This is a genomic window from Vibrio sp. OPT20 (assembly GCF_963889365.1).
Classification (GTDB): domain Bacteria; phylum Pseudomonadota; class Gammaproteobacteria; order Enterobacterales; family Vibrionaceae; genus Vibrio; species Vibrio splendidus.
Map to the genome: position 1 here is coordinate 624,312 of NZ_CAWPOA010000058.1, position 23,544 is coordinate 647,855.

Here is a 23,544-nt window from a genome sequence, read left to right on the forward strand (position 1 = left end):
CAAGGTGTTCCTTATGCAAAAAATGCTTTCTCTTATCCTGTCGGTGGTATCACTGACGGCCGTTGCTTTTCCTACTTTTGCTGAAACTGCGATGAATCTTGAGTGGCAAGATCTGAACTCAGAGTCTCACGAAATGAAAGTAGAAATGCCGGATCTCACCGATCAACAAATGCGTCTATTACAAGGTGTGATAGCAATGAGTGCATCAGAGGAAGAGCAAGCTCAACAACAGGTTCTATTATTCAAACAAACGCTAAAAGAGCAGGGCGTGGACGCAGACGAAATGATCGCACTGCGTGACGAATACATGCAAACCATGAAAGCAAACGCCGAAGCTATCACGACAGAGTTTGATGGCCAGAAAGTACGAGTTCCCGGTTTCATCGTTCCACTGGAGTTCTCAGAGGGAATGACAGCAACAGAGTTTCTGTTAGTGCCTGTGGCGGGTGCGTGTATCCACATGCCGCCACCACCTGCAAACCAGATTGTGCGCGTGTCTTTCCCTGAAGGCTTTCAGGTACAGAACGTTCAGTATCCAGTGTGGGTAGAAGGTGACTTTAGCTCCAACAAAGTGACTGAAGAGGTCTTCCTAGTCGATGGTAAAAGTAACCTCACCATGGGTTATGAAATGAAAGCTTCGATGATCGAAGACTATTATGAAAAAGAAAATTAATGGTTGTCATCAAATGACAATTTTCAATGTGAGTAATGAATAAAATAAAACTAACTTAAAAAGCACTGGTGACATGATGAACTCAAGATTCTCTAAAATAAGTATGGCAATTGTGATGGCGGCTAGTCCAATGAGCGGCGTTGTTTACGGCGCTAACTTTGAAGGCCCAGATTCTGTTGAAAATACAATTGCAGAGCAGAAAGCACAAAAGAAATCTTGGAGGGAGTCATTAGCTGAAGATGGTTTTACATTTGGTGCAGATTACTTTGCTTTGGGGCTGACCTCTGGGGATGGGGTTGGCGGCGATAGCGTTGATGCATCGTCGGGTGTGGCACGATTATACGGTTCATGGCATCTATTAGGTAAGGACACACAGAACTCAGGTAGCCTGGTTTGGAAGGTGGAACATAGGCATGCCTATGGTGATACTGCGCCAAAAGACTATTCATTCGGCCCGCTTGGCTATGTTGGTGCAATTGGCCCTGCATACAGTGACCAAGGGTTCCGTGTTACGGACTTAAATTGGAAGCAAAAAATCAACGATGGCAAAGGCACCATTGTCGTCGGTTGGCAGGATGTAACGAACTATGCGGATGTTTACGCTCTAGCAAGCCCGTGGTCTGGCTTTACTAACTTGGCATTCTCGACAGGCTCAGGTGCGATGGGCTTGCCGGATGACGGTGTATTGGCCCTTTCTGCCGGTCATATGTTGGGCGAGAATTTTTATGTGGTCGGTGGTATCGCGGACGCAAAGGGTAAATCAGATGATATGTTTGATGGCTTTGATACTGCCTTTGGTAGCGATGCTTCTTATTTCACAACACTGGAATTAGGTTGGACGGCTTCGCAAGAGCAGATCTACACCGATAACTTCCATGTGACGTTTTGGGATTTTGGTGACGATACTCGCCACAGTAATAGCCTTGCTGCGGAAGGTGGCTCGGGCGTTAACTTCTCATGGAGTCAGTTCATGACTGATCCAGTTATGCCGTTTGTACGTGGTGGTTTCTCTGAAGGGGATGTTGCCCTTTACGATAAATCGATTTCTGTTGGTATGGGTTACTTTGGATTAGGAAAACCAACCAACAATTTAGGCGTGGCACTTAATTGGGCAGAAGTGAATGGTGATTCTTTTGCAGCTGATGCGAAAGCAATAAGTGGTAATACAGAGCAATGGACGGCTGAAATTTACTACAACATGCAACTCAACGATTTCATCCAAGTGACACCTGATATTCAATACATTAAAGATCCTGCGTTCTCCAATGAAAGTAGCGCTTGGGTGTTTGGTGTTAGAGCGAGAGTCTTTATCTAACTTCTCTGCTTGTTAATCGCTGAAACGTAAAGAATAGATGTAAAAAGTGAGCCTTGATAGGCTCACTTTTTTGTTTTAGGTCTGTAGTCTTAGGTGTGTATGAAAAGCGGCTATGCTTTTTCTGTTTTGGGCGTGTCATCGAGTGCGAAGTAGATCTTTGAAACGATAATCTCTGCGACCAAAATAGTGAATACCACAGCGAAGAACGCCACCACACCATTCCATGGGCCTGTAAAGTCTACCTTGTCTCCAAACAAGATATTGATGGCTTCCAGCATCACAAACTTAGAGCCCACTAGAATCACGTAACTGGATAAACCGCGATAAATCTTAGGCGCAGTCCCCGCTTTAGATTTGAAGTAATCAGCCAGCTTATGTTCTAAACCGATAGACAATTTGAGCAATAGCTGGAGCAGAATCGCAGCTGCAAATGAGATGGTGAAAGACTCGATATTGACGAAGTCCCAGTATTCATCAAAAAAATTAAGAACGGTTAAATCGACGAGTACCGCAAGCGTGTATCCGACAAAGAGTCGTTGGGGCGTATTAAATCCATATACTTTTTCTATATTGCTCATCTACTACTTCCTGAGTAAAGGGTTATAAAAAACTTAGGAGTTAATCCTATAATTTTCAACCGCTTATTGTTTTATATGCGAAACAGGTCTTAAAGTCAGTTTGGCGCATTATGGTAAGTAAGGGTTTTAAGAATGATCCAAGATAAGACTCCAATTTAGACAGAGGCGCATATGATTATTCATTTTAGAATCCAAGACGTAGAAGAACTTTGGGGAGCCATCGATTTAGCAACGCTCTTGCAGTTGGAACTGAGAGCAGTATCAACCACACCGTTAACTCTCTGATTGAATTAGTTAAGTTACCAATTACACTTGAAGCATAAGTTTGAATGGAGTCAACTTAATGCTTTCACCCCTATCGCACTATCCCCGTTCTATTATTCTGCTCTTAATGGGCCTCAGTTCTTCCTCGGCCTATGCATCCAATGAATTGATTCAGAACCGCTTAGAGAAGATATTTTCTGTGTCAATTGCGCTGACTGACAGCGATGCCATTTCAATTGGCTTTGTGGATTTTGATCCTAATTCGTTTATCAATTTAAACGACAGTGGTTTTGGCTCAGATAAAACCATCGATACTCGAAGCCAAGTGAGTGTGGGCTCCATCCCTTACTCTTCCGTGATTAAAACGGATGACCCTGACTTTGACCTTATTTGGTCTGTGCGAGGGTCTTATGCGCTTTCTGAACAGGATATTGAGATTTCATCAGATGTGACTCCTGACCGTCGTGTTAACCCAAATGAAGACTCGGTATTGGGCCTGTATGGCTTTTTCGGAGGGCAAAACCATTTAAACCAGCATTGGTCTATCGCCTATGGCTTAGGCACTCACTTGCTCTATTACCGCAATAAATACGAATACAACAACAGCTACTCTCAAGCATTTCAATCTCAGCTAGACGGCTACGCGTTGAATACATCAGCATGGGCGCTTGTTGCAGAACCTTCAGTCAAACTTCAATACTTGCAACCAAAGGAGTGGGGTAGTTGGAATGTGTCTTCCAGAGTTCGTTACTTTTATGGAACAGGCTGGGGCGAAGCGAACGATGGCGATATCGGTAACCCAGAAGGGATGCGATTCATTAATGAACTCGAGTTTAGGCAAAATGTAGCGCTCGATGCTTGGTCGCTTAATAACCCTCAAATCCACTATAACTTAACAAGAATCGATGTCGCGGGTGATTTGACTGCTCCTTTAGATACGCACTATTACTATGAATTCGGGGCCGGATTAGTATTTGATGTGCCTTACGATTCTTACTTTTTTGACAACTTCGGGATTGGAATTAACTTCAATTATGGCAGCTCACTCAGTGGCGGTAGCTTGCTATTCTTACTCAATAATTAGCATAAGTTGTTGATCTTAATGGTACTCATATAATTTGAATTTGTATGTGTCGTAAAATGGTAAATATCTTAGTGGAAACTTAGCCATCATAGTCATTCGCCCATCACTAGAGCAGACTATGAATAAGTTAAGTTTTGACCGAAAAATGCCGCTATTCGTGGTGTCTACACTTGCCCTTAATATGGCAGTTAGCTTGTGGTTATTGAGTATGGCTTCTTCGGCAGTCATGGCTTTTTCTGTGTGCGCGTTGTTTTTGCTCAGCACCCTCATTACTGCACGCCTATATCGACATGAAATGGCTCAAAGCAAGAATAGCTTGTCTGAAGCGATCATTGATGGCGTCGCTGGTTTTATCATCCTCGATAGTCAATTGAGGGTAATACAAGTCAATCAACAGTTCTCTAGAGTTTCAGGTTATGCCTTTAATCAAGTCGAGTCTCGCCCGATTTCTGATCTCTGTTTTATGAATAACAGCAGTTTAATATCGACCATTACTCGCTCACTCAAGGAAAACCAGAGATGGAAGGGTGAGTTGAGTGGAGTCAGTCGACTTGGTGAACATTTTACTGTGAATGTGGTTGTCGAAAAGTTAGCTGAAATACTGTCGCACAATAATAAATATGTGGTGACCTTTACCGATATTAGTCGACGCAAAGTATTAGAACGTCGATTAAGAATGTTGGTGGACACAGATTCTCTCACAGGGTGCTGGAACCGTCGCCGTTTTGATAAAGATCTTAACCATTATTCAAACTTAGCGGAGCGCTATGGTTATACACATTCTTGTTTGGCGCTGATCGATTTAGATCATTTCAAGGCCATCAATGATAATCATGGTCATGACCAAGGTGATTCAGCGCTGAAAGAGGTCGCTGAACTGTTGAGAAATAACAGTCGAGACACCGACATCGTCGCGCGAGTCGGCGGCGAGGAGTTCGCTATCTTAATGCCCGAAACTAATTTGGCAGAAGCGTTTGAGGCGATGTATCGATTGAAAGAAGTGATTGCCAAAGGAACAACACTGAACCTGACTGTGAGCAGTGGCGTGTCTGAAATACAAGCGCAAGCTGAAACGACTTACCGCAGTGCGGATAAGGCACTTTATCGCGCCAAAGGTAATGGGCGAAATAGAGTGTGTAGCTCTAGCTCTAGCTCGGGCAGTGCAGCGCCCATTGTCCTTGGTTAGGCGTGTGTTGCAATTAACTAATCGGTGAGAGCGGTATTTAAGCCGAGATTGAGCGTTGGTAAATCTTCGGCGTAAGACCAGACACACGCTTAAATGCACGAGAAAAATGCGAGATGTTGGTGTAACCGAGCTGGCTAGAAATGTAGGTCAGCGTGTGGCCTTCTTCCATCAATTCGCAAGCTACCGAAAACATCAGATTCTCTTTGATTTTTCGATAAGTGGTGTTTTCGTTCTTGAGTTTGCGTTGGAACGTTCGCACCGAAAAGTTGAGTAGTTCAGCGGCTTCTTCGAGAGAGAGATCTTGTTCTTTCATGTACGGCTTTAGAAGCTCATAAACGCTATCGGTAAAGCTGGTATGCCATTCAATCAGTGTCGGTTTAGCACTGAGTTCTTTAGAGGTTAGGCGAATTGGGAGTTGTAATATTTCTTCAGGAATAAGTACAGCTGTCGACGATTGATCAACAAACAGTTGGCAGCTACTTGGCACCAGTGTTTTGACGACATCGATGTCATGTCCTTGCAGACGCACCTTATTAGGTAACCATGGGGATTGGGATAAAATGGTTATTAATTCAATGATATATGTAATCGCAAAAGCTTCTCCCCATTGAAACATAGGGGAATTGTCTTCGGGGGCGGTTCGGCAAAACCAGCTCTGACTGTGTTCTTGAATAAACTCGACTTTGCTGCCTGGGGAGTCGTAGGCAAAGATTGAATTGATCTGTTTTAGTGCATCACCAATGGTTTCGAATTCGGTAAATTGATGCAAGACATTTGGGATGATTCGACGTCGAAATGCGAGTCCAAGAATATCGGTGAACCGAGATACGCCGAGTTGTGCCGATGTAAGATAAATTAAACGCTTAATGGATTCCGATGGCACAAAATCACTTTCTGATTCGATAAGGTCGGGTGGTAAACCGGAATCTTTAAGCAACAGATGTAAATCAAGACCATAGTCAGAAAAAACCTGAACCAGAATTTTAGCGTAGTTCGTTTGAATTACCGGGACTTGGTAGTGACTAGTGGTCATTGGAATACAATCCTGTATATATTGTTGCATTATTAGACGTGCATATCATTTGCAACGTTTTGTTTACTAAATCTAACCCTATTTACTTGAGTTTTCCATCGCTGGGTTTATTTTTAAAGTATTAATTTTGTTGATGTTAGTTATCTAGAAGGGAGTCCCATGTCAGAAACCAAAGGGAATAAGCAAGAAGCCAATGAAGAAGTTGGCCAGCAAGAAAATGGAAAAGACAAAGTAAGAAAGGTCACAAACTACCTATTGTTGTTTGTTGCATTCATGTTGCTCTTCAGTGTCATTTCAGACCGCATCATCCCTATTACTGATAATGCTCGTGTAAAAGGTTATATCGTTCCAATCAAGCCTGAGGTGTCGGGTAAAGTGCTCGATATACTGGTTCAACCAAACCAACTGGTTAATCAAGGTGACAAGTTAGCTATTTTAGATGAGTCTGATTACAAAATTGCAGTACAACAAGCCGAGCAAAATTTAGAGATTGCAGGCCAAAATGTCGGTGCTCAAACCGCGAGTATTGCTTCAGCGCAAGCGAAACTCACTTCAGCGATTGTTGAAAGACAAAACACCAAGTTACAAGCCAAGCGTGTTTTAGAGATGGCTGATAAAGGTGTGGTTTCTAAATCAGATGCAGATAAAGCGAGAGCCGCATTAGCAACGTCTCGAGCGGCGGTTGTCAATGCAGAAGCTGACCTTGACCGTGCTAAGAAACAAATGGGTAAAGAAGGTCAGGAAAACAGCCAAGTGAAAGCGGCGTTGTTAGCACTTGAACAGGCACAGTTGAACCTAGAGCGCACCGTGATTACAGCACCGACACAAGGTGGCGTTTCTAACTTTAGCCTTTCTGAGGGTTTTTACGCATCAGCAGGTCAACCGATCATGACTTTTGTTTCGACGGAAGATATCTGGATTGAAGCTTATTATCGTGAAAATAGCCTTGGTAATGTAACGGTCGGTGATGAAGTTGAAGTGGCGTTAGACTTCGCACCGGGCAAAGTGGTAAAAGGGCGCGTAAGTAGCATCGATTGGGGTGTTGATTGGGGGCAAAATGATCAAGCAGGTAAGCTTGCGCAAGCTAGCCAACAAACGGGTTGGTTGCGCCAAACACAGATGCTTCCTATCACCATTGAATTTGATAATGAAGAAGTGACAGGCATGCTCCGAGTGGGTGGCCAAGCGGATGTGATTGTTTATAGCGGCGATAACTTTGTGTTCAACGCGATAGGCAAAGTATGGATTCGTCTGATTAGCGTATTGTCTTATGTCCGATAAGCCGATTCCTGACCAACAAACACAGCAACGTATCCTGCGATTTACTGTCGGGGTCACGTTGGCTGTTTTCTTGGCGGCGTGGATAAACTGGCCACTTGCGTTTGTGGCGCCAGTGTTCACTGCTAAGTTCTTAATTGATAAATCAAACCTCCATAAGGAAACGGTCTACGAATTGCTCTTGGCCGTTGTGGTGACGATGGGGTTAGGTTTATTGCTGTCGCGAGGAATTACCCATTACCCAATTCCATTGCTGATTTTGGTGGGGTTAATGATGCTGTGGGGTTACTACTTGTTTGTCGACCCTAAATGGAACCTTTTCGCCACCATATTGTTGATTGCTGTCTTGATGCTGCCTTTTATGGCGATTGATAACCCCGGAGTCTCTGTATTGTTGGCATCAGGTTTAGCGACTTCTGGTGTAGTGTCGGTGACTATTTTTGCGCTGGTTCATGTCTTCTTCCCTGAACCTAAATCGGAGTTCTCAGGCTTCGCTGCTGCGCCACTCGAAAAGAAACAGCGTTGGTATGCAGCCTTTAGGGCGATGATTATCTCCTATCCAGTGGTATGTTTTTTCTTTATCTTTCAAATATCTGAAGCTTTATTGACAATGATGTTCATTGCGCTGTTATCGTTGATGATTACGTCAGAGAAGTCGATAAAGTTGAGTGCTTTTCTAGTGATAAGTAACGGTATCGGGGGATTGCTCGCGATAGCGGCTTTTTCAATTCTTTCTATAGTACCCAACATTGTCTTCTATTCTTTGTTTATAGGACTTATTGCCATTCTCATGGCTACCAAGATCTACACGGTTCCCGAAAAAGCGCCGATTTTCGCCACTGCATTTAGTACGTTGTTAGTACTTGTCGGTAGCACTTTGATGAGCTCAGGCGACATCGATAGCAACACTCTTATACGCATATTCCAATTAGTGTTAATTGGTATATATATGATTTTGGCTTCTTTATTCCTAGAAACTCGGAATTGGAAGTTCCTACAAAATCAGCCTTAATTATGTCTTACAAGGACGTCTCATGAAGTTAACCGATGATTTTTCAAAACAGGCGATAGACGCTGCCATCAAGATCGCAGCAATTGCCATGCTCGTGTATTGGTGTTTCTCGATTTTGCGCCCATTCATTCTATTGGTTATTTGGGGGGCGATCATTGCGACTGCGCTCTATCCAGTTGCTGTCGCCATTTCAAATAAGACGGGAATGTCGAAAGGAAAAGCCAGCGCATTACTGAGCTTTATCGGAGTACTGTTACTGCTCATTCCTTTAGTTGCGCTCTCTTCCGGTATTTACACCAGTGCTTCGGACCTAATGACAGGGCTACAGGACGGAACCTTGTCTCTGCCGAAACCCAAAGAGTCCTTGCAAGATATCCCATTAGTTGGCGAAAGAGTTTATGCCGCCTTGGTCCATGCTTCTTCGAATATAGAGGGCGTGTTTATCACGTATGCAGACGAACTTAAGGTATTTGCTTCTAAAATGGCATCGATCTTAGGTTCATTGGGCGGTGGTTTTGTCCAATTTATTATCTCAACCATCATTGCAGGTGCGTTCATGAGTAACGCCGATAAATGTCAAACCGGTGTGACTCACTTAGTGGTTCGTTTAACGGATGGCAAAGGCGTAGAGCTCGTGCAGTTATCTAAATCGACTGTGCGCAGCGTTGTGCAAGGTGTGATTGGTGTTGCTGTGATTCAATCTATCATGTCGGCAATTGGTTTGGTTATCGCGGGTGTTCCAGCCGCGGCATTGTGGGCGCTAGCGGTGTTACTGGTCGCTATTATTCAGTTGCCGCCGATTCTTGCTTTGTTACCTGCCATTATTTACATGTTCAGTGTTGAATCGACACTGGCGGCGAGCTTGTTCTTAGTGTGGTGTATTTTGGTAAGCGGCAGTGACGCTATCTTGAAGCCAGTACTTCTGAGCCGTGGCTCTCACATTCCAATGTTGGTGATTTTGCTTGGTGCGTTGGGCGGAATGGCGATGTCAGGCATCGTTGGTCTGTTTGTTGGTGCTGTGATACTGAGTTTAAGCTATGAGCTGATGATGGCGTGGCTTGGGCTTGAAGAGAAAAACCAACAAGAAACTGAGAAAAAACCAGCAGAGGCAGAGGAACAATAGATGAAGCCAGTCTCTAAAGACGACAACTTCTACTTCTTATTCTATGCACTGTTGGTGTTGTTTTTTGGTTGCGCGGTGATGCAGCAGTTTTATCCGCAAGGCCAGAAAACAATCCTATTTCTCATCATCATTACTCTGGCGAGTTCAATTGTTGGCATCCATAAAGAGCGAGCTTTGTATCGCTCTTGGTATGGGCTGTTATTGATTACGGCGCTAGTGTCTGGTGTGTTTTCGTTTTTGGAAGGCTATAACCTGTCGATAGTGACGCTATCAGCGTTGGCTGTGTTCTTGTTTTCACACATTTACTCGGCGTTGAAACAGGTGATGAAAGCCAAAACGGTGACGCCCAATCACATTATTGGGTCAATCTGTATTTACTTGTTGTTGGGGTTCGCTTGGTCAACCATCTACTTGTTGATTTTAGAAATATTTCCCAACGCCTTTAATGGGTTAGAAGAGCAAATCTGGCTAACCAATTTGTTTAATGCGATGTACTTTAGCTTTATCACGTTGACTACGGTTGGCTATGGTGACATATCACCGGCATTACCTATTGCTCAGTTCTTCGTGTTTATGGAATCCATTATCGGGAGTTTTTACTTGGCTATAATGGTGGCAAGTTTGGTGAGTATTCGGCTTACACAGTCTCAATAGAGCATTTACAAATAATAGAGCACATACAAACAAGCCCGGCAATCGCCGGGTTTGTTCTATTCTACGCTTTTTAAAGTCAAACCTAGCTTTGAGATTGAACTCCCTATGGGCTACGAATCTTAAGCCTTAGTGTGAGCTACAAACCTTAAGCTTCAGTGCCTTGTATCTTCTCTAATTCAGCGATGGTCGTTTGTGACACAAGCTGACCATCCATGTAATAGCTAACGTTTTGACCCTCTTTGATACCTGTCAGAGTTGCCGTTTCACCAGAGGTATAGACGATGTCCATTTGAACCGTGTTTTCGTTAATCTTAATCATCTCACCCGTTTCAATCGTGCGATTGTTTGAAATTGGGCCTACAGGGGCTTCTTTCAGGCTTGGGTCTAGGTCGTCGTTCACTTCGAAGTGTGTATCTGTTTTTGTATCAAATACGTGTGGCGAGCCACTGATTGGGTTTTTACCTGTCCAAAATTCAAGTGAGTTGAATACGACATAGTCGGCTGCGGTTGTAATACCGTACACAGGCGCTAATAAGAAGTTTACACCTGCACGAGCATAGCGGTTATCGACAACTTCAACGTTAAATTTCATCACTTTCCCTGTTACGGCGTTGCTGCCGATACAACCAGTTAGCGCAGAAGCCAAAACCGTTAGTCCTACAATTTTAAGTGCAATCTTTTTCATTTTAGTACCTGTATAAGTTAGAAGTCTGTTTTGTTGGAACAGGTGTAGTATGGTTTTTATTCGATTCATAGTTTTACCATTTAACGCCACTGACGATAGAAAATTGGTTATGTACTTTAGGCATCACAAGCTAGATCTAGAAAAAACGGACATAGAAAAGCTGGCTACAAAAATCGGAGCATAAAAAAAGCGCGACCTAATAGGGCGCGCTTTTGAGTATTTGGATAAGTCGTAATGAAAACAACGACTCCAATACAGAATTACTTCATCACATAGGTATAAGCCGATACGACAAGCCAGCGGAAAAATCGAAATAAAAGGGTAGTGGCTTTAACGGTAAACTTGGCGATTGATACCGTTGCTTCTGCACCAACGCTAACGCACTTATGCAGATCGGATTCTTTGTATTCTGAATAGGTCATATGGTTTCTCATTTCTCGCTGTTGTCTTTCATATGTAAGTAATGACTCCTGTCTGGCGATATACCCTGAGCACGTAATGTACGAACTTTCGCAGAGATAGATTTACCATTTCATGCCATATGGATTAATAGATAGCCAAAAGAGAAAGGGTTGAGAGAATTTAACGGCATAGCTAGGTGTAACCTATCAAGTTACCGAAAAAACGAGGTTATATAGTGGTATGATCGCGGGCTCAGCACCATAAGTGATAAAGAATAGGAAACAGAATGACTCACCTTACCGATCAGCAAGAAGCTGCAATGGCGACGTTTAAGGAAAACTTACACCTTCCAAATGGTGGTTTTCATAAACTGATTATCGATCTAAGTAAGGAATATCAGCTGCCTTTTCAAAAGGTGCGCGCCGTTTTAAAGAAAGCTCAAAAAGACGTGGAGCGACAGATAAGAGAAGACTTTACCAGTGTTGATGACGCGGTACTGAGCCAAGCCAATTGGGTAAATATCATTAAGTCGAAACTTGTTGAGTTAGCGGAAGAAAACCAAACGGTTATGGATAAGCTGCAACAAAATCTGAAGTATCAAAAAGTGTTGTCGGCAACCAATGGTTCAATCGCAAGTGAAGACGAACGTGATGAGTTGATTGAAGAATTGATTCAAGCTTATGAAAAAGAGGTATTCAAACCTTTACTGGCGATGCTGCATACAACAAAGCTGTATTGGAAATTAATGCTGGTGGATGAGACATGTAAGATGAATGAGGAGAATCGTGAGAAATTCAGTGATTACCCTCAACACATGCAAGCTGCAGAACACTTATATACTCTTGATCAGAAGTTAAGGTCGATACCGTTAACTTATTAGTCCATGAATGCACTGATAATGACTCATTGGTGATTCAGAGTTTGATATAAGTTGGTTTCAATAGAAGTACGATAACCTAGCTAGCGTTAGCCGCGTGTGAAATGCAAAAAGGGCTAGGTTTCTGTTCTGTTTTACTTCTACTCTATTTTGTTCTGCTAGAGCGAATTGAGGGTGACATCTTTTACATCTTTGGGACTAAACGGTGTTTCTTTTTGTAGCCTATGGGAAATGCTATAGGAGTGTGAAATGTCCTAGGGTGTTTCCGTTGCCTGAAACAATAGTTCCGATGCTTTCTCGTTCATTAAATTCAAAATCGATGAGATAACTGTGATGTTGTAGCTTGGGCAATATGTGGCGGTGGAGTATATCGCTATTGAGCTGTCGAATCTCTGTGACCCATGAAATTTCTTCTTTGTGTAAGTCTATTTTAATCTTGAGCATTTATTACCTTTTAGTTTATTGACTGATTTGTCGCGTGATAGTTGGTACCAATGGGTTTGTCGTGTTGTTCTGCGTGACATAACTGTGCCTTGTGTTTATTACATTTATATTTAAGTGATCGATCTATTTTGACTTCGCTAGCAAAAGAGCGAATGACGATAGATCGGTAGTGAGGATCGAATTTAAAAGCTATTGAATGACTATCTAGGTGAAAGCTGACGCAGAGATGGTGTAACGAGGAAATCGAGAACTGTCTTTGAGGAACTTGGACTTACTTTAGCATTAACAGCTCTATAGATTAGAGCCAAGTGGCGCACTATACGCCTAGTTTTTTGAATTGCAACTCTATTTTTAATTAAATTTAAAAATATTTTTGAATGATTTGCCGTCGCTTGTTGAGAGTTAAATGAGCGAAGGACCGATAATTCACCATGATACCTGACCGATGTTTGGCTTTGCACCGCTTTGTGCTCTTTGTCATTAGTGGTTTTATTTGTTCAGCTAATTTAGTGATGATTAAGCCTCTGTTATATATAATCTTTACATTGTAAATTTCAATTCTTGACTCTGAGGTTGAGCGTTGTGATTCTGGAGTTTAGCGTTGTAATTTCAGGGTTTTCGAGCACTTTCCCCCATCAGTTTATTCTTCAGATTGATGATCATTTTCCTCTTCGCGTCTTTTTGTTATTTCTGATCCCTAGTATCTCTCCTGACTAAGCAAGATATGAATACTCACTTTTACATTTCTGAATAATAAAGTTGTTGTGTCGCCAGTTTAACGCAAATATAATTGATAATAGTTCTCACTTGCGTTACGGGTTTGTTATCAAAGCAATGACAGACTTTAAATTATCGTTATTTAGCCGTTGTGTACGCACCATACTCGCCTATGAGTAATGTGACTTTCATTGTCATGAGTGGTGGTTAGTATCAATGGCAAAGGAAGAAACATGAAGAAAACAATCAATTCAGTTCGCCAGTTGTTAAGCGGGCTTGCCATCGTTCTTGCATCATCATTATTGATGACCGTTCAAGCGAAAACCGTGACCATTGAACACGTAAAGGGCACGGCGCAGTTTACTGAAGTACCACAGCGCGTTGTGGTACTTGGCTTTGGTAGCTTGGATGTGCTTGATCAAATTGGTGTACAGCCAGTTGGTGCGCCTCATAGCTTGCTGCCCGATTACCTGGCTTCGTACAAAGAAACGACAGCAAATACAGGATCATTGAGTGAACCTGATTTTGAAGCTATCTACATGTTGAAGCCTGACATCATTATCGCGGAAAACCGCATGCTTAAGGTTTACGACAAGCTGGCACAAATCGCTCCAACGGTCATGTTCTCTATTGAAGGTGATAAATACTGGGCTGATGCTCAGCAAAACTGGCGCGCGCTAGGTGATATCTTTGGTAAGCAAGCTGAAGTAGAAGCGATCATCAAAGAGACTCAAGCGTCTATCACTGCGGTAAACGACAAAGTCGCGTCTGACGAAACTTCAGCAATGATGCTGATGAACAACGGCAACAACATTGCGATGTTCAATAAGGGCAGTCGCTTCTCGATCATTTTTGATGATTTTGGTTTCGAGGAGTCAAAGAGTGCGACAGTGGCTCCAATTAAAGGGACTCACGGCAACCTAATTTCGTTCGAATACATTGCTGACGCAAAACCTGAAGTGCTTTACGTTCTTGATCGCGAAAAAGCGATTGGCAAATCAGAAGGTCGCGCACAACAACTGTTTGATAACCCATTAGTTGCGGCGACACCTGCAGCGCAGCAAGGCAACATCGTTTACCTTGATTCAAGTGCTTGGTATTTGGCGGGTGGTGGCGTGACAGCGATTCACAGAATGTTGGGTGATATTGAACGAACGATTCAATAGTCACTAATCATCAGGTTTTCGGGCTTATAAGAGTGTTCTTATAAGCCCTTTTTCACTTTTCATACGGACTCAACGAGCCCTACCTTTAGTATTATTTCTATGTTGAAACCCATTGCAGCTGCTGTATTTCTTGTTGTGTTATGCGTTATGTCATTGATGATTGGAGTCGCTGAGATCAGTTTTAGCGACTTCTTCAATGGCAACCAACACGCCAACTCTATTTATGTTGTTAGTCGAATCCCTCGACTGTTCGCAATTGTGCTTGCCGGTGCGGGCTTGAGTGTCGCTGGCTTGATCATGCAACAGATCGTGCAGAACAAGTTTGCCGCACCTTCGACTATGGGCACCATTGACTGTGCGATGTTGGGCTACATAGTCGGCATTCTAGTGCTAGGCAATGCAGCGCAATGGAGCTACTTAGGTTTCATTTTCGCGTTTGCGGTTCTCGGAACCATGCTATTGGTCCGTTTTCTACAACACCTGAAGTTCAAGAATGCGGTGTTGGTGCCTTTGATTGGCATCATGTATGGCAACGTTGTTTCGTCTCTAACAACCTTTATTGCTTATAAGTACGACTTAGTACAAACCATGTCGGCATGGACAATGGCGAACTTTGCGAGTGTGTTGCAAGGCAGCTATGAAATTCTTTACCTCGCAGTGCCTGCTTGTGTGTTGGCTTACTACTTCGCGAGTCAGTTCAGTGCGGCGAGTATTGGCGAGAGCTTTGCGAAAAACATCGGCTTGAATTACCAGAAGATCGTCTTCATTGGTGTTGCATTGGTCGCTATCTGTGCCTCTTCTGTAGTGATGATCGTCGGTGTTATCCCATTCCTTGGCCTTATCGTGCCGAATATCGTGTCGCTGATGATGGGCGATAACATGAAGAAGATTCTGCCTTGGACAGCCTATTGGGGCGTGATCTTGGTATTGGCTTGTGACTTGTTAGCTCGAATCGTCATCTTCCCTTATGAGATTCCAATCTCGATGGTAATCAGCATCTTTGGTGGCTTGATTTTTATCTACCTAATCATGAGAGACAAGTCGAATGCGTGATTCAGTAAAAATTGCGATTCTGGCCATCGCGTCTTTGTGTATGGCGGCAGTATTTGTGGGGCAGGGACTTACGTGGGATAACTATGAGTTCTTCTTGTCTCTGCGACTACCTAAACTGCTGTCAATTGTGTTGGCGGCGGTGGCGATTTCTGCATCGTCATTGGTGTTCCAAACCATTACTAATAATCGAATTCTAACCCCATCCATCTTGGGCTTTGATAGCTTGTATATGCTGGTTCAAACGGTACTTCTGTTTGTGTTTGGCAGTGCTAGCTTCTGGGTGATTGATTCAATCGCAAACTTTTCGATGTCTGTAACTGTGATGATCTTGTTCTCGTTTGCTCTGTTCCATTTCTACTTTAAGAGCAAGCGAAATAACGTATTCACACTGCTTTTAATAGGCATCGTGTGTGGCAGCGTATTCTCGAGCTTAGCGAACTTCCTTGCGATGTTGATTGATCCCAATGAATTCGCGGTGCTGCAGAATGTGATGTTCGCAAGCTTCAATAACGTGAAAGGCGAACTGGTTTACCTTAGCCTTATTCCATTAGGTTTGAGCTTGCTTGGCCTGTGGTTGTTAGCGCCTAAGCTTGATGTGCTTTGGCTTGGTGTCGATAACGCAACAAGCTTAGGGGTGAACACCAAGCGACTGACTCAAATTACCTTGGTGATTGTGTCAGTGATGGTCGCGGTATCGACGGCTTTGGTTGGCCCTGTGCTGTTCTTTGGCTTGATCACCGTGAGCTTAGCTCGCCAGATATTCCGATCTTATCAGCATCGTGTGCTTATCATCGCAAGCAGTTTGTTAGCGGTAGTGCTCTTGGTTTCAGGCCAATGGTTTATCGAAAAAGTAATGGCGTTTGAAACCACAGTGAGTGTGATCATTAACTTGGTCGGTGGTTTGTATTTTATGTTCTTGTTGTTACGCACCAGAATTCAGTAAAGGTAGTAAGTAGTGATTAAATTAACAGGTTTAACTAAGAAGTATGGCAAGTCACTCGTGGTTGATGATGCCAGTGCTATGTTCCCGAAAGGAGAAGTGACTTCTATCATTGGCCCAAATGGTGCGGGTAAAAGTACACTGCTTTCTATGGCGAGTCGATTAACCGAAAGTGATGCGGGCGAGGTCGTTATCGGCGATAAATTACTGGCTGAATGGGATACCAAAGAGCTAGCCAAGCATCTTGCCGTGTTAAGACAATCAAACAACATCAATATGCGATTTACGATTCGTGAGTTGGTCTGTTTTGGTCGTTTCCCACATTCTCAAGGTCGCTTGAAAGACGAAGATCATAAGATCGTAGATACAGCGCTAGAGCACCTTGGCATTACCGACATTCAAAACAAATACCTTGATGAGTTGAGTGGTGGTCAGCGTCAAATGGCGTTTATCGCGATGGTTGTGGCGCAAGATACGGATTATGTGTTTTTAGATGAACCTCTGAATAACCTTGATATTAAACACTCGGTTGAAATCATGCAGACGCTGCGTCGCTTGGCGCATGAGTTTAATAAAGCGGTGGTTATCGTAATTCACGACATCAACTTCGCTTCTTGCTACTCAGATAACATTGTCGCGATGAAGAAGGGCCAAGTGGTTAAGTCGGGTAAGGTCTCTGAAGTGGTTGAAAAGTTAGTGATGGAATCGATCTACGAGATCCCATTTGAGATTCGTGAGTTCGATGGTGTTCGAATCTGTATGTATTATTCTGGTCGTTAGATTACTGAATAACTGGGTTGTTTTGTTTTCTAGCCGTTGTATAAAAGAGCTCCCATATGAGGAGCTCTTTTCGTATGGTTCATATGTCCAAGAAAGCATATTCCCTCTTGTGTTATACGCTAATCTCTGCCGTATTTTTGACATCAAACCGTTAGTTTGATGTCACTCGAAGATCGACTCTTCATTTTTAACAATCATTTGTCATTTTCATGTTGAGAGGTACGAAAACCCATCTACACTATGTTGATAACTGTTTGATTTTTATACGAGGTGTCAATGAGTCGTAAACCTATAGTGTTAGTCGTGGATGACACCCCAAGTAACTTAGATGTGTTAACGGCAATCCTCAAAGATACCTATCAAGTTAAGGTCGCGATTAACGGTACTATCGGTATCAAAATAGCGAAGATGGTGCCGCAGCCAGATCTTATTCTCCTTGATATTATGATGCCTGACATCGATGGCTACGAAGTGTGTCGTCAATTAAAAGCTCAGCCAAATACTGCGCATATCCCCATTATATTCGTTACCGCGAAGATTGGCCCTGAAGCCGAAGTAAAAGGCTTGTCCTTAGGTGCTGTTGATTATTTAACGAAGCCAATTACACCTGAAATTGCACTACAACGTGTAAAAACCCATATTGCTCTTTATGACCAGCAACGAGCGTTGTTTAGTCAGGTGAAAGAGAAAACCCAAGAGATCAATCTCGGCAAACTGGAAACGCTCAACATATTGGGTAGAGCGGCTGAATTTAAAGATAACGAGACGGGCATGCACGTTATGCGCATGAGCCATTATTGCGAGATATTAGCCAAAGCCTTGGGCATGACAGACGAAGATGCCGAGACCTTGCGTGATGCCGCGCCAATGCATGATATTGGCAAGATTGGCATTCCTGACAGTGTGTTACTGAAGCCAGGTAAATTGGATGCCGATGAATGGACTACCATGCAGAAACACGTCGAGTTCGGTGTTGAAATCCTTGGTAGGCAGGGCGATTCCAAACTGATGCGTATGGCCATTCAAGTCGCGCAGTATCACCATGAAAAGTGGGATGGCAGTGGTTACCCAAACCAGATAGCCGGCGAAGATATTCCATTGGTTGGACGAATTGCGGCCGTTGCTGACGTATTTGATGCCCTGACAGCAGAGCGTCCTTATAAGAAAGCTTGGAGTGTCGATGAGGCACTGAGCTTGTTTGAAGAACAGAAAGGCAAGCATTTTGACCCGACTATCGTCGATATGTTTTTTCTAAAGTTACCTGAGATTCTAGCAATTAAAGAGAAATTTAGAGATGAGTGATGGCTTGATGTTGTCGCTAAATCGTTTTTTATTATCTCTTGTCATTGGCTTATTGGTGTGGCCACTGACAATTCGCAGTGCAAACGCCGGCGAAGTGACCGATGCAACGTTAAATCAGTGGTTAGAAAACCAACCAACGATTACCTTTGTTACCCTTACCGACCATTACCCATACTCATTTATCGATGATGAAGGAAAGGTCTCTGGGATCATAAAAGACTGGGCATTAGATCTTGAAAATCGATTTGGTGTTCATACTCGATTTATCAGCGTGGACTCACGTGTTAAGGCCAAAGATGCTTTGTTAGATGGGCGAGGCGACGTGTTCCCATTCCAACAGTTCGACCCAAGTGAAGGTGGACGTTTTCTTGCAAGTGATCCCTATATTCCTTATCAGGTGGCTGTGATAGTCCCTGTCGACAAAAAACTCGATGTAAATCTAGATCAAAATAATAAACGCCGCATTGCTATGGTTAATGAAAACATAGACTTACAAAGAGCTGGCGTCCAGTTGAGCTCTATTGAACGAGTGGACTTTGACAACGTTATTGATGCAGTGCGTGCGTTAGGGGCTGGTGATGTTGAAGGCATGGTCGGTGAACCTATCACCACTATGGATCTTGCGAAAAAGATTGGCGTTCATGATCTAGCGGTCAACTATGTTTTGGAGCATTGGAAAAAGTTAGAGGCGTCGATGGTGATTCGAAATGACGAACCAGAGCTACTGACGCTAATCAACAAACAAATTGAAACCTTTGACGTTGCTAATAAGAACCAGATTTTATCAAAGTGGCTAGATACTTCTCCTTATCGAGTTCCACTAAAAGGCGTATTTGGCTTTGGTAACCCTCCGTATATGTATCCAGACAGCACCGCGGTCGGGCTAGAACACGACATTATTCAACGTGCTCTTAATGATATGGGGTATAAGCTGGGTGACGTTGTCACTCTCCCTCCTAGTGCCGCTAGAAAGGCCATCGATAACAATAATTCTATTGCCTTTGTTTCTGGCGTTCAGTTTGATGACCCTAATGCACATTTCCTAAGTGATAAAGTTCTTAATGTTGAGTTTGTTCCTGTTTCTCTGACTCGCCGCAAGCTCAAACTTCAATCTCAGAACGACCTATCACTAGGGGCGTTATTGTTCGACGAGACCTCACCAATTAAAAATTCAGTTGAAGTACTGAAGGGTAAGTTAGACATTGGTCGTGTCGAAGATTACGAAGGTCTTGAATCAGCATTCTCACAGTTGAGGGCTCAAAATGTTGACCTGTTAATGGTTGAACGAAGAGTTCTGGAGTGGTTTATCACCAATACTCGTTTTATTGAAATGGCAGAGCTAATGTTACATGACGAGTATAAAGTTGAGTATCCGATCTATGTTGACTTTAAGAGTGAGGAAATCAGAGACAGCTTCAATGCCGCGATTAACAAACTTAAACAGGCCGATGATGGTTTAAGTCAAATTATCGAGATGCAGGTTCAGAATGATCTAAGCCAAGTGCTTAAAAAGGCGAATATCATAGCGCAAATATCCGCGTATTTTATCGTCAATGACCGCTTTGAAGAGTTAACCGAAGTTTTTGAAATTTTCGACACGGACAGGTCGTTTCAGGTGATCACGGCACAAGCAGATAACAATAATCGCCCGATCAAATCTTGGTATATCGGTAACCTAGTTGATGAATATGGAGAGACGAAAAACACCTCTCATTTTTCGTCGGTCACCAAGGTGGCAAATTATCGAACCAAAGGAGGGAGCACCAATTCTGGTTCGATGACTTTCTACTTTGATGTTCAGACGTTAGAGCGAAACCATGTTTATTTTCCATCGGTCGAACAATTTAGTTCATTTGGAGATGCGGCGAAACGCTATATTGCGGATGTTTATCAAGCGAGTAACTTGACTGGAGAGATCTTAAATCTAAGCCAAAAAGAGAGGAAGTGGATCAAAGAAAATCCAGAGGTTCGGATAGGTATCGATCCGAACTCGTTGCCTTATGAGGCTGTATCCAATACCGGTGAATACATCGGTATGATTGACGATTATCTAACGCTCATTGAGCAGAAAACAGGGTTAAGTATCAACCATGTAGACGTTGCAAGTTGGTCAGAGACCCGTAGCTTGGTTGATCATCATGAAGTAGAACTGGTCTCCGCAGCTCAAGAGAACCGTTCGTTAGGAGACAACGTTAAAGCAGTCAAGAGCCTGTTTTCAAGCCGTTTAGCTATTGCATCGAGACGAGACATAAGTAGCTTGGTGCTTGAAGAAGCTGAAGGATGGAAAATCGGTATTTTGAAGAACGCAGCAAATACCGACGCGATTGTCGAGAAATACCCGAATATTGAATGGGTGAAAGTAGAATCCACAGAAGATGGGCTTAACCGACTGGATGATGAAACCCTAGATGGCATGATCGATACTATCGAAGTCCTAAACTATCTCATTGATTCATTTGGTCATCGTGAGGTCGGAATTATCGGACGACTTGATTTTTTCCTTTCTCCAACTTTACATGTCATTAAGTCTGAACCTTTGCTCTATTCCATTGTGAATAAGGCAATTGAGAGCATTTCTGCTGAAGAACGTCAAAAGATATCGGCGAAGTGGGCAGCACCAAAAGCGATAGAAAGAGTCGACTATGAATTGGTTTATACCATTTCAAGTTTTGCTTTGGTGATCGTTTTACTTATCGTTTTCTGGAATCGAAAACTCTCGAAGCAGATAAGCATTGCTAATGATGCAACAGAGGCGCTTAAGAAGGCTCAGGAACAGCTCTACAATATGCTCAATAGTTCTCCAATTGCCGCTAGTGTTGTGTTAGAAGAGAAGGTTCGCTATGCCAACGATACTGCGAAACGCCTGTTTGGGGTTGAAGATCTGGATCTTGACTCTATCGATGCGGCTGCTATTCATGATTCCTTAGCCGTTCGGGACGATGTACATAAGGAGCTTAAACTCAACGGAAAGGTGGTAAACAGAGAGTTGGTGCTAAGAAAATCTGACGGAACCCGTTTCGTCGCGCTCGTCAGCTATTATTTGTTTGAGCTAGATGGCGAGATAGCCACACTATTTTGGGCGTTCGATATTTCAGAAATGAAACGCCTAAACGAACAACTTGAAGAAGAGAAACAGAGAGCAGATCTGGCAAGCCAAGCTAAATCGGAATTCTTAGCCAATATGAGCCATGAAATTAGAACGCCAATGAACGCAATAATTGGTTTGTCTTATCTGGCCATTGGCGAAATATCTAATCCTGTTGCTCGAAATTATATTGAGAAAGTGCACCGTTCGGGGCATTCACTGTTAAGCATTATTAATGACATCCTCGACTTCTCTAAGATAGAGGCGGGACAGCTTGTCATTGATAGCATCCCATTTGATCCCGTGACGATATTCCAAGATGTCATTGAGTTGATGGAATCGAAAGCGGATGAGAAGCAACTTAAGTTGTCTATGTCGATAGATCCAGAGCTAGATACTCCGTTGATTGGCGACCCGTTAAGACTATTCCAAGTCATTCTTAACCTGATTGGTAACGCAATCAAATTTACATCGCATGGGAACGTGACTTTGAATGTTACTCATCTCGAATCCAATGATCGCAGCGTGAGTATAAAGGTGGTTGTTTCCGATACAGGGATTGGCATTTCTGAAGAAAATAGGCACAAGCTCTTTCAAGCATTCAGTCAGGCAGATAGTACTACCACGAGAAAGTTTGGAGGTACTGGCTTAGGGCTAAATATCAGTCAAAAGCTCGTGCAAGCCATGGGCAGTAAAATTTCAGTCGCAAGCGTTTTGGGTAAGGGCAGTGAGTTCTCTTTCGTTCTCACTTTGCCTAGGTCAGATTCAGAAGAACTGGCGCACTTTAAATCACAAGAGCTCAAGTTGGATTATCACATCGAGTTCAAAGGGCAAAAGGTATTACTGGTTGAAGATAATGAATTAAACCAAGACCTAGCCTTGGCATTTTTAAAGCGTTCGAAGTTGAATGCTGACTTGGCCGAGGACGGAAAAGAGGCGGTATCACTAGCCAAAAATAATGACTATGAAATGATTCTTATGGATCTTCAAATGCCCGTGATGGATGGCTTTGAAGCGACGCGTCAGATCCGTGAGTTTGATACTCAGGTTCCTATTATCGCGATGTCCGCCAATGTGTTTGCTGATGCGAAGCAAAGAGCAAGAGACGCAGGTGTAACGGACTTCTTAGACAAGCCGATTATCATCGATAAAGCGACTTCTTTGATCATCAAATACATCGTGCCGGAGGTGATGGTAGAAGGGAAGGCAGCGTCGTTAGATGGGCAGGAAGAACAACTCGAAGGTCTAACAAGTCAACCTAACAGCATTGATGTGATCAGTGTGTTTTCTCAGCAACGATTTGAACAGCTCACTCATCATGATTCGGAACTACAAAATAAACTGGTTGGGAAGTTCCATAGCAGTGCGCCAAGTATGATGGTTGATGCGTTTGATAATTTGGCACAAGACGATTGGATTACGCTTGAAAGAAACCTGCATACTTTGAAAAGCATGGCAGCGTCGATTGGTGGCCTTCAGTTAGCTGATTTGATGGGGGAGTTAGAAGATAAAGCTCACAATCGTTTGTGTGATGATCAAGCCCTCAGAGAAGGTGAGGCGAGGTTAGTTGAGTTTATTACAGCAACGGAAAGCCTGATTGTGAAGCCACATGCAGAGGGGATGAGTGAAGCGAGTGCGATGGGGACCGTGGTCAAAGAAGACCAAAGGGTTAAGCTGCTCTCGCTGCTGGAAGCTTATGATAACGATGCAACGCAATACGTGGCCGAGCTACTTACAGAGTATCCAAATTCTGTTGCGCTTAACGATGTGCAAAGTGCGTTAGATAATTATGACTTCGAGCGAGCGTGTGAGGTTCTCAACACCTTGGAATAAGCCGCTTTGCTTCGTCGGCATATAACAGTTGCTGTCTTATCGCTATTACTGTCTGAATAA

20 protein-coding genes are annotated in these 23,544 nt (G+C 43.2%); 15 read left to right on the plus strand and 5 right to left on the minus strand.

Annotated elements, in window-relative coordinates:
* The first annotated feature begins 13 nt into the window (after positions 1-13).
* Positions 14-673: a DUF3299 domain-containing protein gene (locus tag AACR09_RS14870; RefSeq protein WP_193835288.1), complete on the plus strand. Its 660-nt coding sequence runs from the start codon at positions 14-16 to the stop codon at positions 671-673.
* A gap of 115 nt (positions 674-788) precedes the next feature.
* Entirely contained in the window at positions 789-1,988 is a 1,200-nt protein-coding gene (locus AACR09_RS14875) for a carbohydrate porin (protein WP_193835376.1), read from the plus strand.
* Positions 1,989-2,098: 110 nt separating this feature from the next.
* On the opposite strand, the gene AACR09_RS14880 is transcribed toward AACR09_RS14875, so the two are convergent.
* Entirely contained in the window at positions 2,099-2,566 is a 468-nt protein-coding gene (locus AACR09_RS14880) for a hypothetical protein (protein ID WP_193835289.1), read from the minus strand.
* A gap of 343 nt (positions 2,567-2,909) precedes the next feature.
* On the opposite strand from AACR09_RS14880, the gene AACR09_RS14885 reads away from it, so the two are divergent.
* Together AACR09_RS14885 and AACR09_RS14890 are read left to right on the plus strand one after the other, a co-directional pair.
* Complete coding sequence (locus AACR09_RS14885) at positions 2,910-3,914, plus strand: Solitary outer membrane autotransporter beta-barrel domain (RefSeq protein ID WP_054545669.1); 1,005 nt, start codon at positions 2,910-2,912, stop codon at positions 3,912-3,914.
* 118 nt (positions 3,915-4,032) lie between these two features.
* Positions 4,033-5,100: a sensor domain-containing diguanylate cyclase gene (locus AACR09_RS14890; RefSeq protein WP_193835290.1), complete on the plus strand. Its 1,068-nt coding sequence runs from the start codon at positions 4,033-4,035 to the stop codon at positions 5,098-5,100.
* Between the two features lie 37 nt (positions 5,101-5,137).
* Here the strand turns inward: AACR09_RS14890 and AACR09_RS14895 are convergent, their stop codons facing one another.
* Positions 5,138-6,133 carry an AraC family transcriptional regulator gene (locus AACR09_RS14895; protein ID WP_193835291.1) on the minus strand — a complete coding sequence of 332 codons (996 nt, stop codon included), beginning with the start codon at positions 6,131-6,133 and terminating at the stop codon, positions 5,138-5,140.
* A gap of 159 nt (positions 6,134-6,292) precedes the next feature.
* Here AACR09_RS14895 and AACR09_RS14900 point away from each other — a divergent pair, with 159 nt between their 5' ends.
* From AACR09_RS14900 to AACR09_RS14915, 4 genes are read left to right on the plus strand one after another with little or no spacing between them, the layout of a single operon-like run.
* Positions 6,293-7,414, plus strand: coding sequence for an HlyD family secretion protein (locus AACR09_RS14900; RefSeq protein ID WP_193835292.1), 1,122 nt, complete (start codon positions 6,293-6,295; stop codon positions 7,412-7,414).
* Entirely contained in the window at positions 7,404-8,423 is a 1,020-nt protein-coding gene (locus AACR09_RS14905; RefSeq protein ID WP_193835293.1) for a DUF2955 domain-containing protein, read from the plus strand. The genes AACR09_RS14900 and AACR09_RS14905 overlap by 11 nt, the downstream gene beginning before the upstream one ends.
* Before the next feature lie 22 nt (positions 8,424-8,445).
* Entirely contained in the window at positions 8,446-9,546 is a 1,101-nt protein-coding gene (locus AACR09_RS14910; RefSeq protein ID WP_193835294.1) for an AI-2E family transporter, read from the plus strand.
* Positions 9,547-10,200: a potassium channel family protein gene (locus tag AACR09_RS14915; protein WP_065681714.1), complete on the plus strand. Its 654-nt coding sequence runs from the start codon at positions 9,547-9,549 to the stop codon at positions 10,198-10,200. It abuts the gene before it with no gap.
* Positions 10,201-10,345: 145 nt separating this feature from the next.
* On the opposite strand, the gene AACR09_RS14920 is transcribed toward AACR09_RS14915, so the two are convergent.
* Both AACR09_RS14920 and AACR09_RS14925 read right to left on the minus strand, forming a co-directional pair.
* Entirely contained in the window at positions 10,346-10,885 is a 540-nt protein-coding gene (locus tag AACR09_RS14920) for a DUF3332 family protein (RefSeq protein ID WP_102451224.1), read from the minus strand.
* Positions 10,886-11,145: 260 nt separating this feature from the next.
* Positions 11,146-11,307, minus strand: coding sequence for a hypothetical protein (locus AACR09_RS14925; protein WP_017077492.1), 162 nt, complete (start codon positions 11,305-11,307; stop codon positions 11,146-11,148).
* A gap of 266 nt (positions 11,308-11,573) precedes the next feature.
* Between AACR09_RS14925 and AACR09_RS14930 the strand changes: the two genes are divergently transcribed.
* Complete coding sequence (locus AACR09_RS14930) at positions 11,574-12,167, plus strand: hypothetical protein (protein WP_102454493.1); 594 nt, start codon at positions 11,574-11,576, stop codon at positions 12,165-12,167.
* A gap of 231 nt (positions 12,168-12,398) precedes the next feature.
* On the opposite strand, the gene AACR09_RS14935 is transcribed toward AACR09_RS14930, so the two are convergent.
* The gene (locus tag AACR09_RS14935) at positions 12,399-12,608 is read right to left on the minus strand and encodes a hypothetical protein (protein WP_004731601.1); all 210 of its coding nucleotides are present in this window, start codon (positions 12,606-12,608) and stop codon (positions 12,399-12,401) included.
* 950 nt (positions 12,609-13,558) lie between these two features.
* On the opposite strand from AACR09_RS14935, the gene AACR09_RS14940 reads away from it, so the two are divergent.
* The 6 genes from AACR09_RS14940 to AACR09_RS14965 all read left to right on the plus strand — a co-directional run bounded on the left by AACR09_RS14940 (position 13,559) and on the right by AACR09_RS14965 (position 23,484).
* Entirely contained in the window at positions 13,559-14,491 is a 933-nt protein-coding gene (locus tag AACR09_RS14940) for a siderophore ABC transporter substrate-binding protein (protein WP_065605455.1), read from the plus strand.
* A 99-nt stretch (positions 14,492-14,590) separates the two neighbouring features.
* A complete protein-coding gene (locus tag AACR09_RS14945; protein WP_102444261.1) occupies positions 14,591-15,544 on the plus strand; it encodes an ABC transporter permease in 954 nt (317 codons plus the stop codon).
* The gene (locus tag AACR09_RS14950) at positions 15,537-16,487 is read left to right on the plus strand and encodes an iron chelate uptake ABC transporter family permease subunit (RefSeq protein WP_102502693.1); all 951 of its coding nucleotides are present in this window, start codon (positions 15,537-15,539) and stop codon (positions 16,485-16,487) included. The genes AACR09_RS14945 and AACR09_RS14950 overlap by 8 nt, the downstream gene beginning before the upstream one ends.
* 12 nt (positions 16,488-16,499) lie before the next feature.
* On the plus strand, positions 16,500-17,264 hold the full coding sequence (locus tag AACR09_RS14955; RefSeq protein WP_102393611.1) for an iron ABC transporter ATP-binding protein: 765 nt from the start codon (positions 16,500-16,502) through the stop codon (positions 17,262-17,264).
* Positions 17,265-17,540: 276 nt separating this feature from the next.
* Positions 17,541-18,566, plus strand: a complete 1,026-nt coding sequence (locus AACR09_RS14960; protein WP_004731591.1) for an HD-GYP domain-containing protein — start codon at positions 17,541-17,543, stop codon at positions 18,564-18,566.
* Positions 18,559-23,484 (plus strand): ATP-binding protein, encoded by a 4,926-nt coding sequence (locus tag AACR09_RS14965; protein ID WP_193835295.1) that lies wholly within the window; start codon positions 18,559-18,561, stop codon positions 23,482-23,484. Before AACR09_RS14960 ends, AACR09_RS14965 begins: the two co-directional genes overlap by 8 nt.
* The last annotated feature ends 60 nt before the right edge of the window (positions 23,485-23,544 follow it).

Bases quoted from the DNA above. Each gene is read 5' to 3' on its own strand.
- AACR09_RS14960 (WP_004731591.1), top strand. From the start codon at position 17,541: ATGAGTCGTAAACCTATAGTGTTAGTCGTGGATGACACCCCAAGTAAC.
- AACR09_RS14910 (WP_193835294.1), top strand. From the start codon at position 8,446: ATGAAGTTAACCGATGATTTTTCAAAACAGGCGATAGACGCTGCCATC.
- AACR09_RS14875 (WP_193835376.1), top strand. From the start codon at position 789: ATGGCGGCTAGTCCAATGAGCGGCGTTGTTTACGGCGCTAACTTTGAA.
- AACR09_RS14915 (WP_065681714.1), top strand. From the start codon at position 9,547: ATGAAGCCAGTCTCTAAAGACGACAACTTCTACTTCTTATTCTATGCA.
- AACR09_RS14920 (WP_102451224.1), bottom strand. From the start codon at position 10,885: ATGAAAAAGATTGCACTTAAAATTGTAGGACTAACGGTTTTGGCTTCT.
- AACR09_RS14870 (WP_193835288.1), top strand. From the start codon at position 14: ATGCAAAAAATGCTTTCTCTTATCCTGTCGGTGGTATCACTGACGGCC.
- AACR09_RS14965 (WP_193835295.1), top strand. From the start codon at position 18,559: ATGAGTGATGGCTTGATGTTGTCGCTAAATCGTTTTTTATTATCTCTT.
- AACR09_RS14885 (WP_054545669.1), top strand. From the start codon at position 2,910: ATGCTTTCACCCCTATCGCACTATCCCCGTTCTATTATTCTGCTCTTA.
- AACR09_RS14945 (WP_102444261.1), top strand. From the start codon at position 14,591: ATGTTGAAACCCATTGCAGCTGCTGTATTTCTTGTTGTGTTATGCGTT.
- AACR09_RS14935 (WP_004731601.1), bottom strand. From the start codon at position 12,608: ATGCTCAAGATTAAAATAGACTTACACAAAGAAGAAATTTCATGGGTC.
- AACR09_RS14925 (WP_017077492.1), bottom strand. From the start codon at position 11,307: ATGACCTATTCAGAATACAAAGAATCCGATCTGCATAAGTGCGTTAGC.
- AACR09_RS14940 (WP_065605455.1), top strand. From the start codon at position 13,559: ATGAAGAAAACAATCAATTCAGTTCGCCAGTTGTTAAGCGGGCTTGCC.
- AACR09_RS14900 (WP_193835292.1), top strand. From the start codon at position 6,293: ATGTCAGAAACCAAAGGGAATAAGCAAGAAGCCAATGAAGAAGTTGGC.
- AACR09_RS14890 (WP_193835290.1), top strand. From the start codon at position 4,033: ATGAATAAGTTAAGTTTTGACCGAAAAATGCCGCTATTCGTGGTGTCT.
- AACR09_RS14880 (WP_193835289.1), bottom strand. From the start codon at position 2,566: ATGAGCAATATAGAAAAAGTATATGGATTTAATACGCCCCAACGACTC.
- AACR09_RS14905 (WP_193835293.1), top strand. From the start codon at position 7,404: ATGTCCGATAAGCCGATTCCTGACCAACAAACACAGCAACGTATCCTG.
- AACR09_RS14895 (WP_193835291.1), bottom strand. From the start codon at position 6,133: ATGACCACTAGTCACTACCAAGTCCCGGTAATTCAAACGAACTACGCT.
- AACR09_RS14930 (WP_102454493.1), top strand. From the start codon at position 11,574: ATGACTCACCTTACCGATCAGCAAGAAGCTGCAATGGCGACGTTTAAG.
- AACR09_RS14950 (WP_102502693.1), top strand. From the start codon at position 15,537: ATGCGTGATTCAGTAAAAATTGCGATTCTGGCCATCGCGTCTTTGTGT.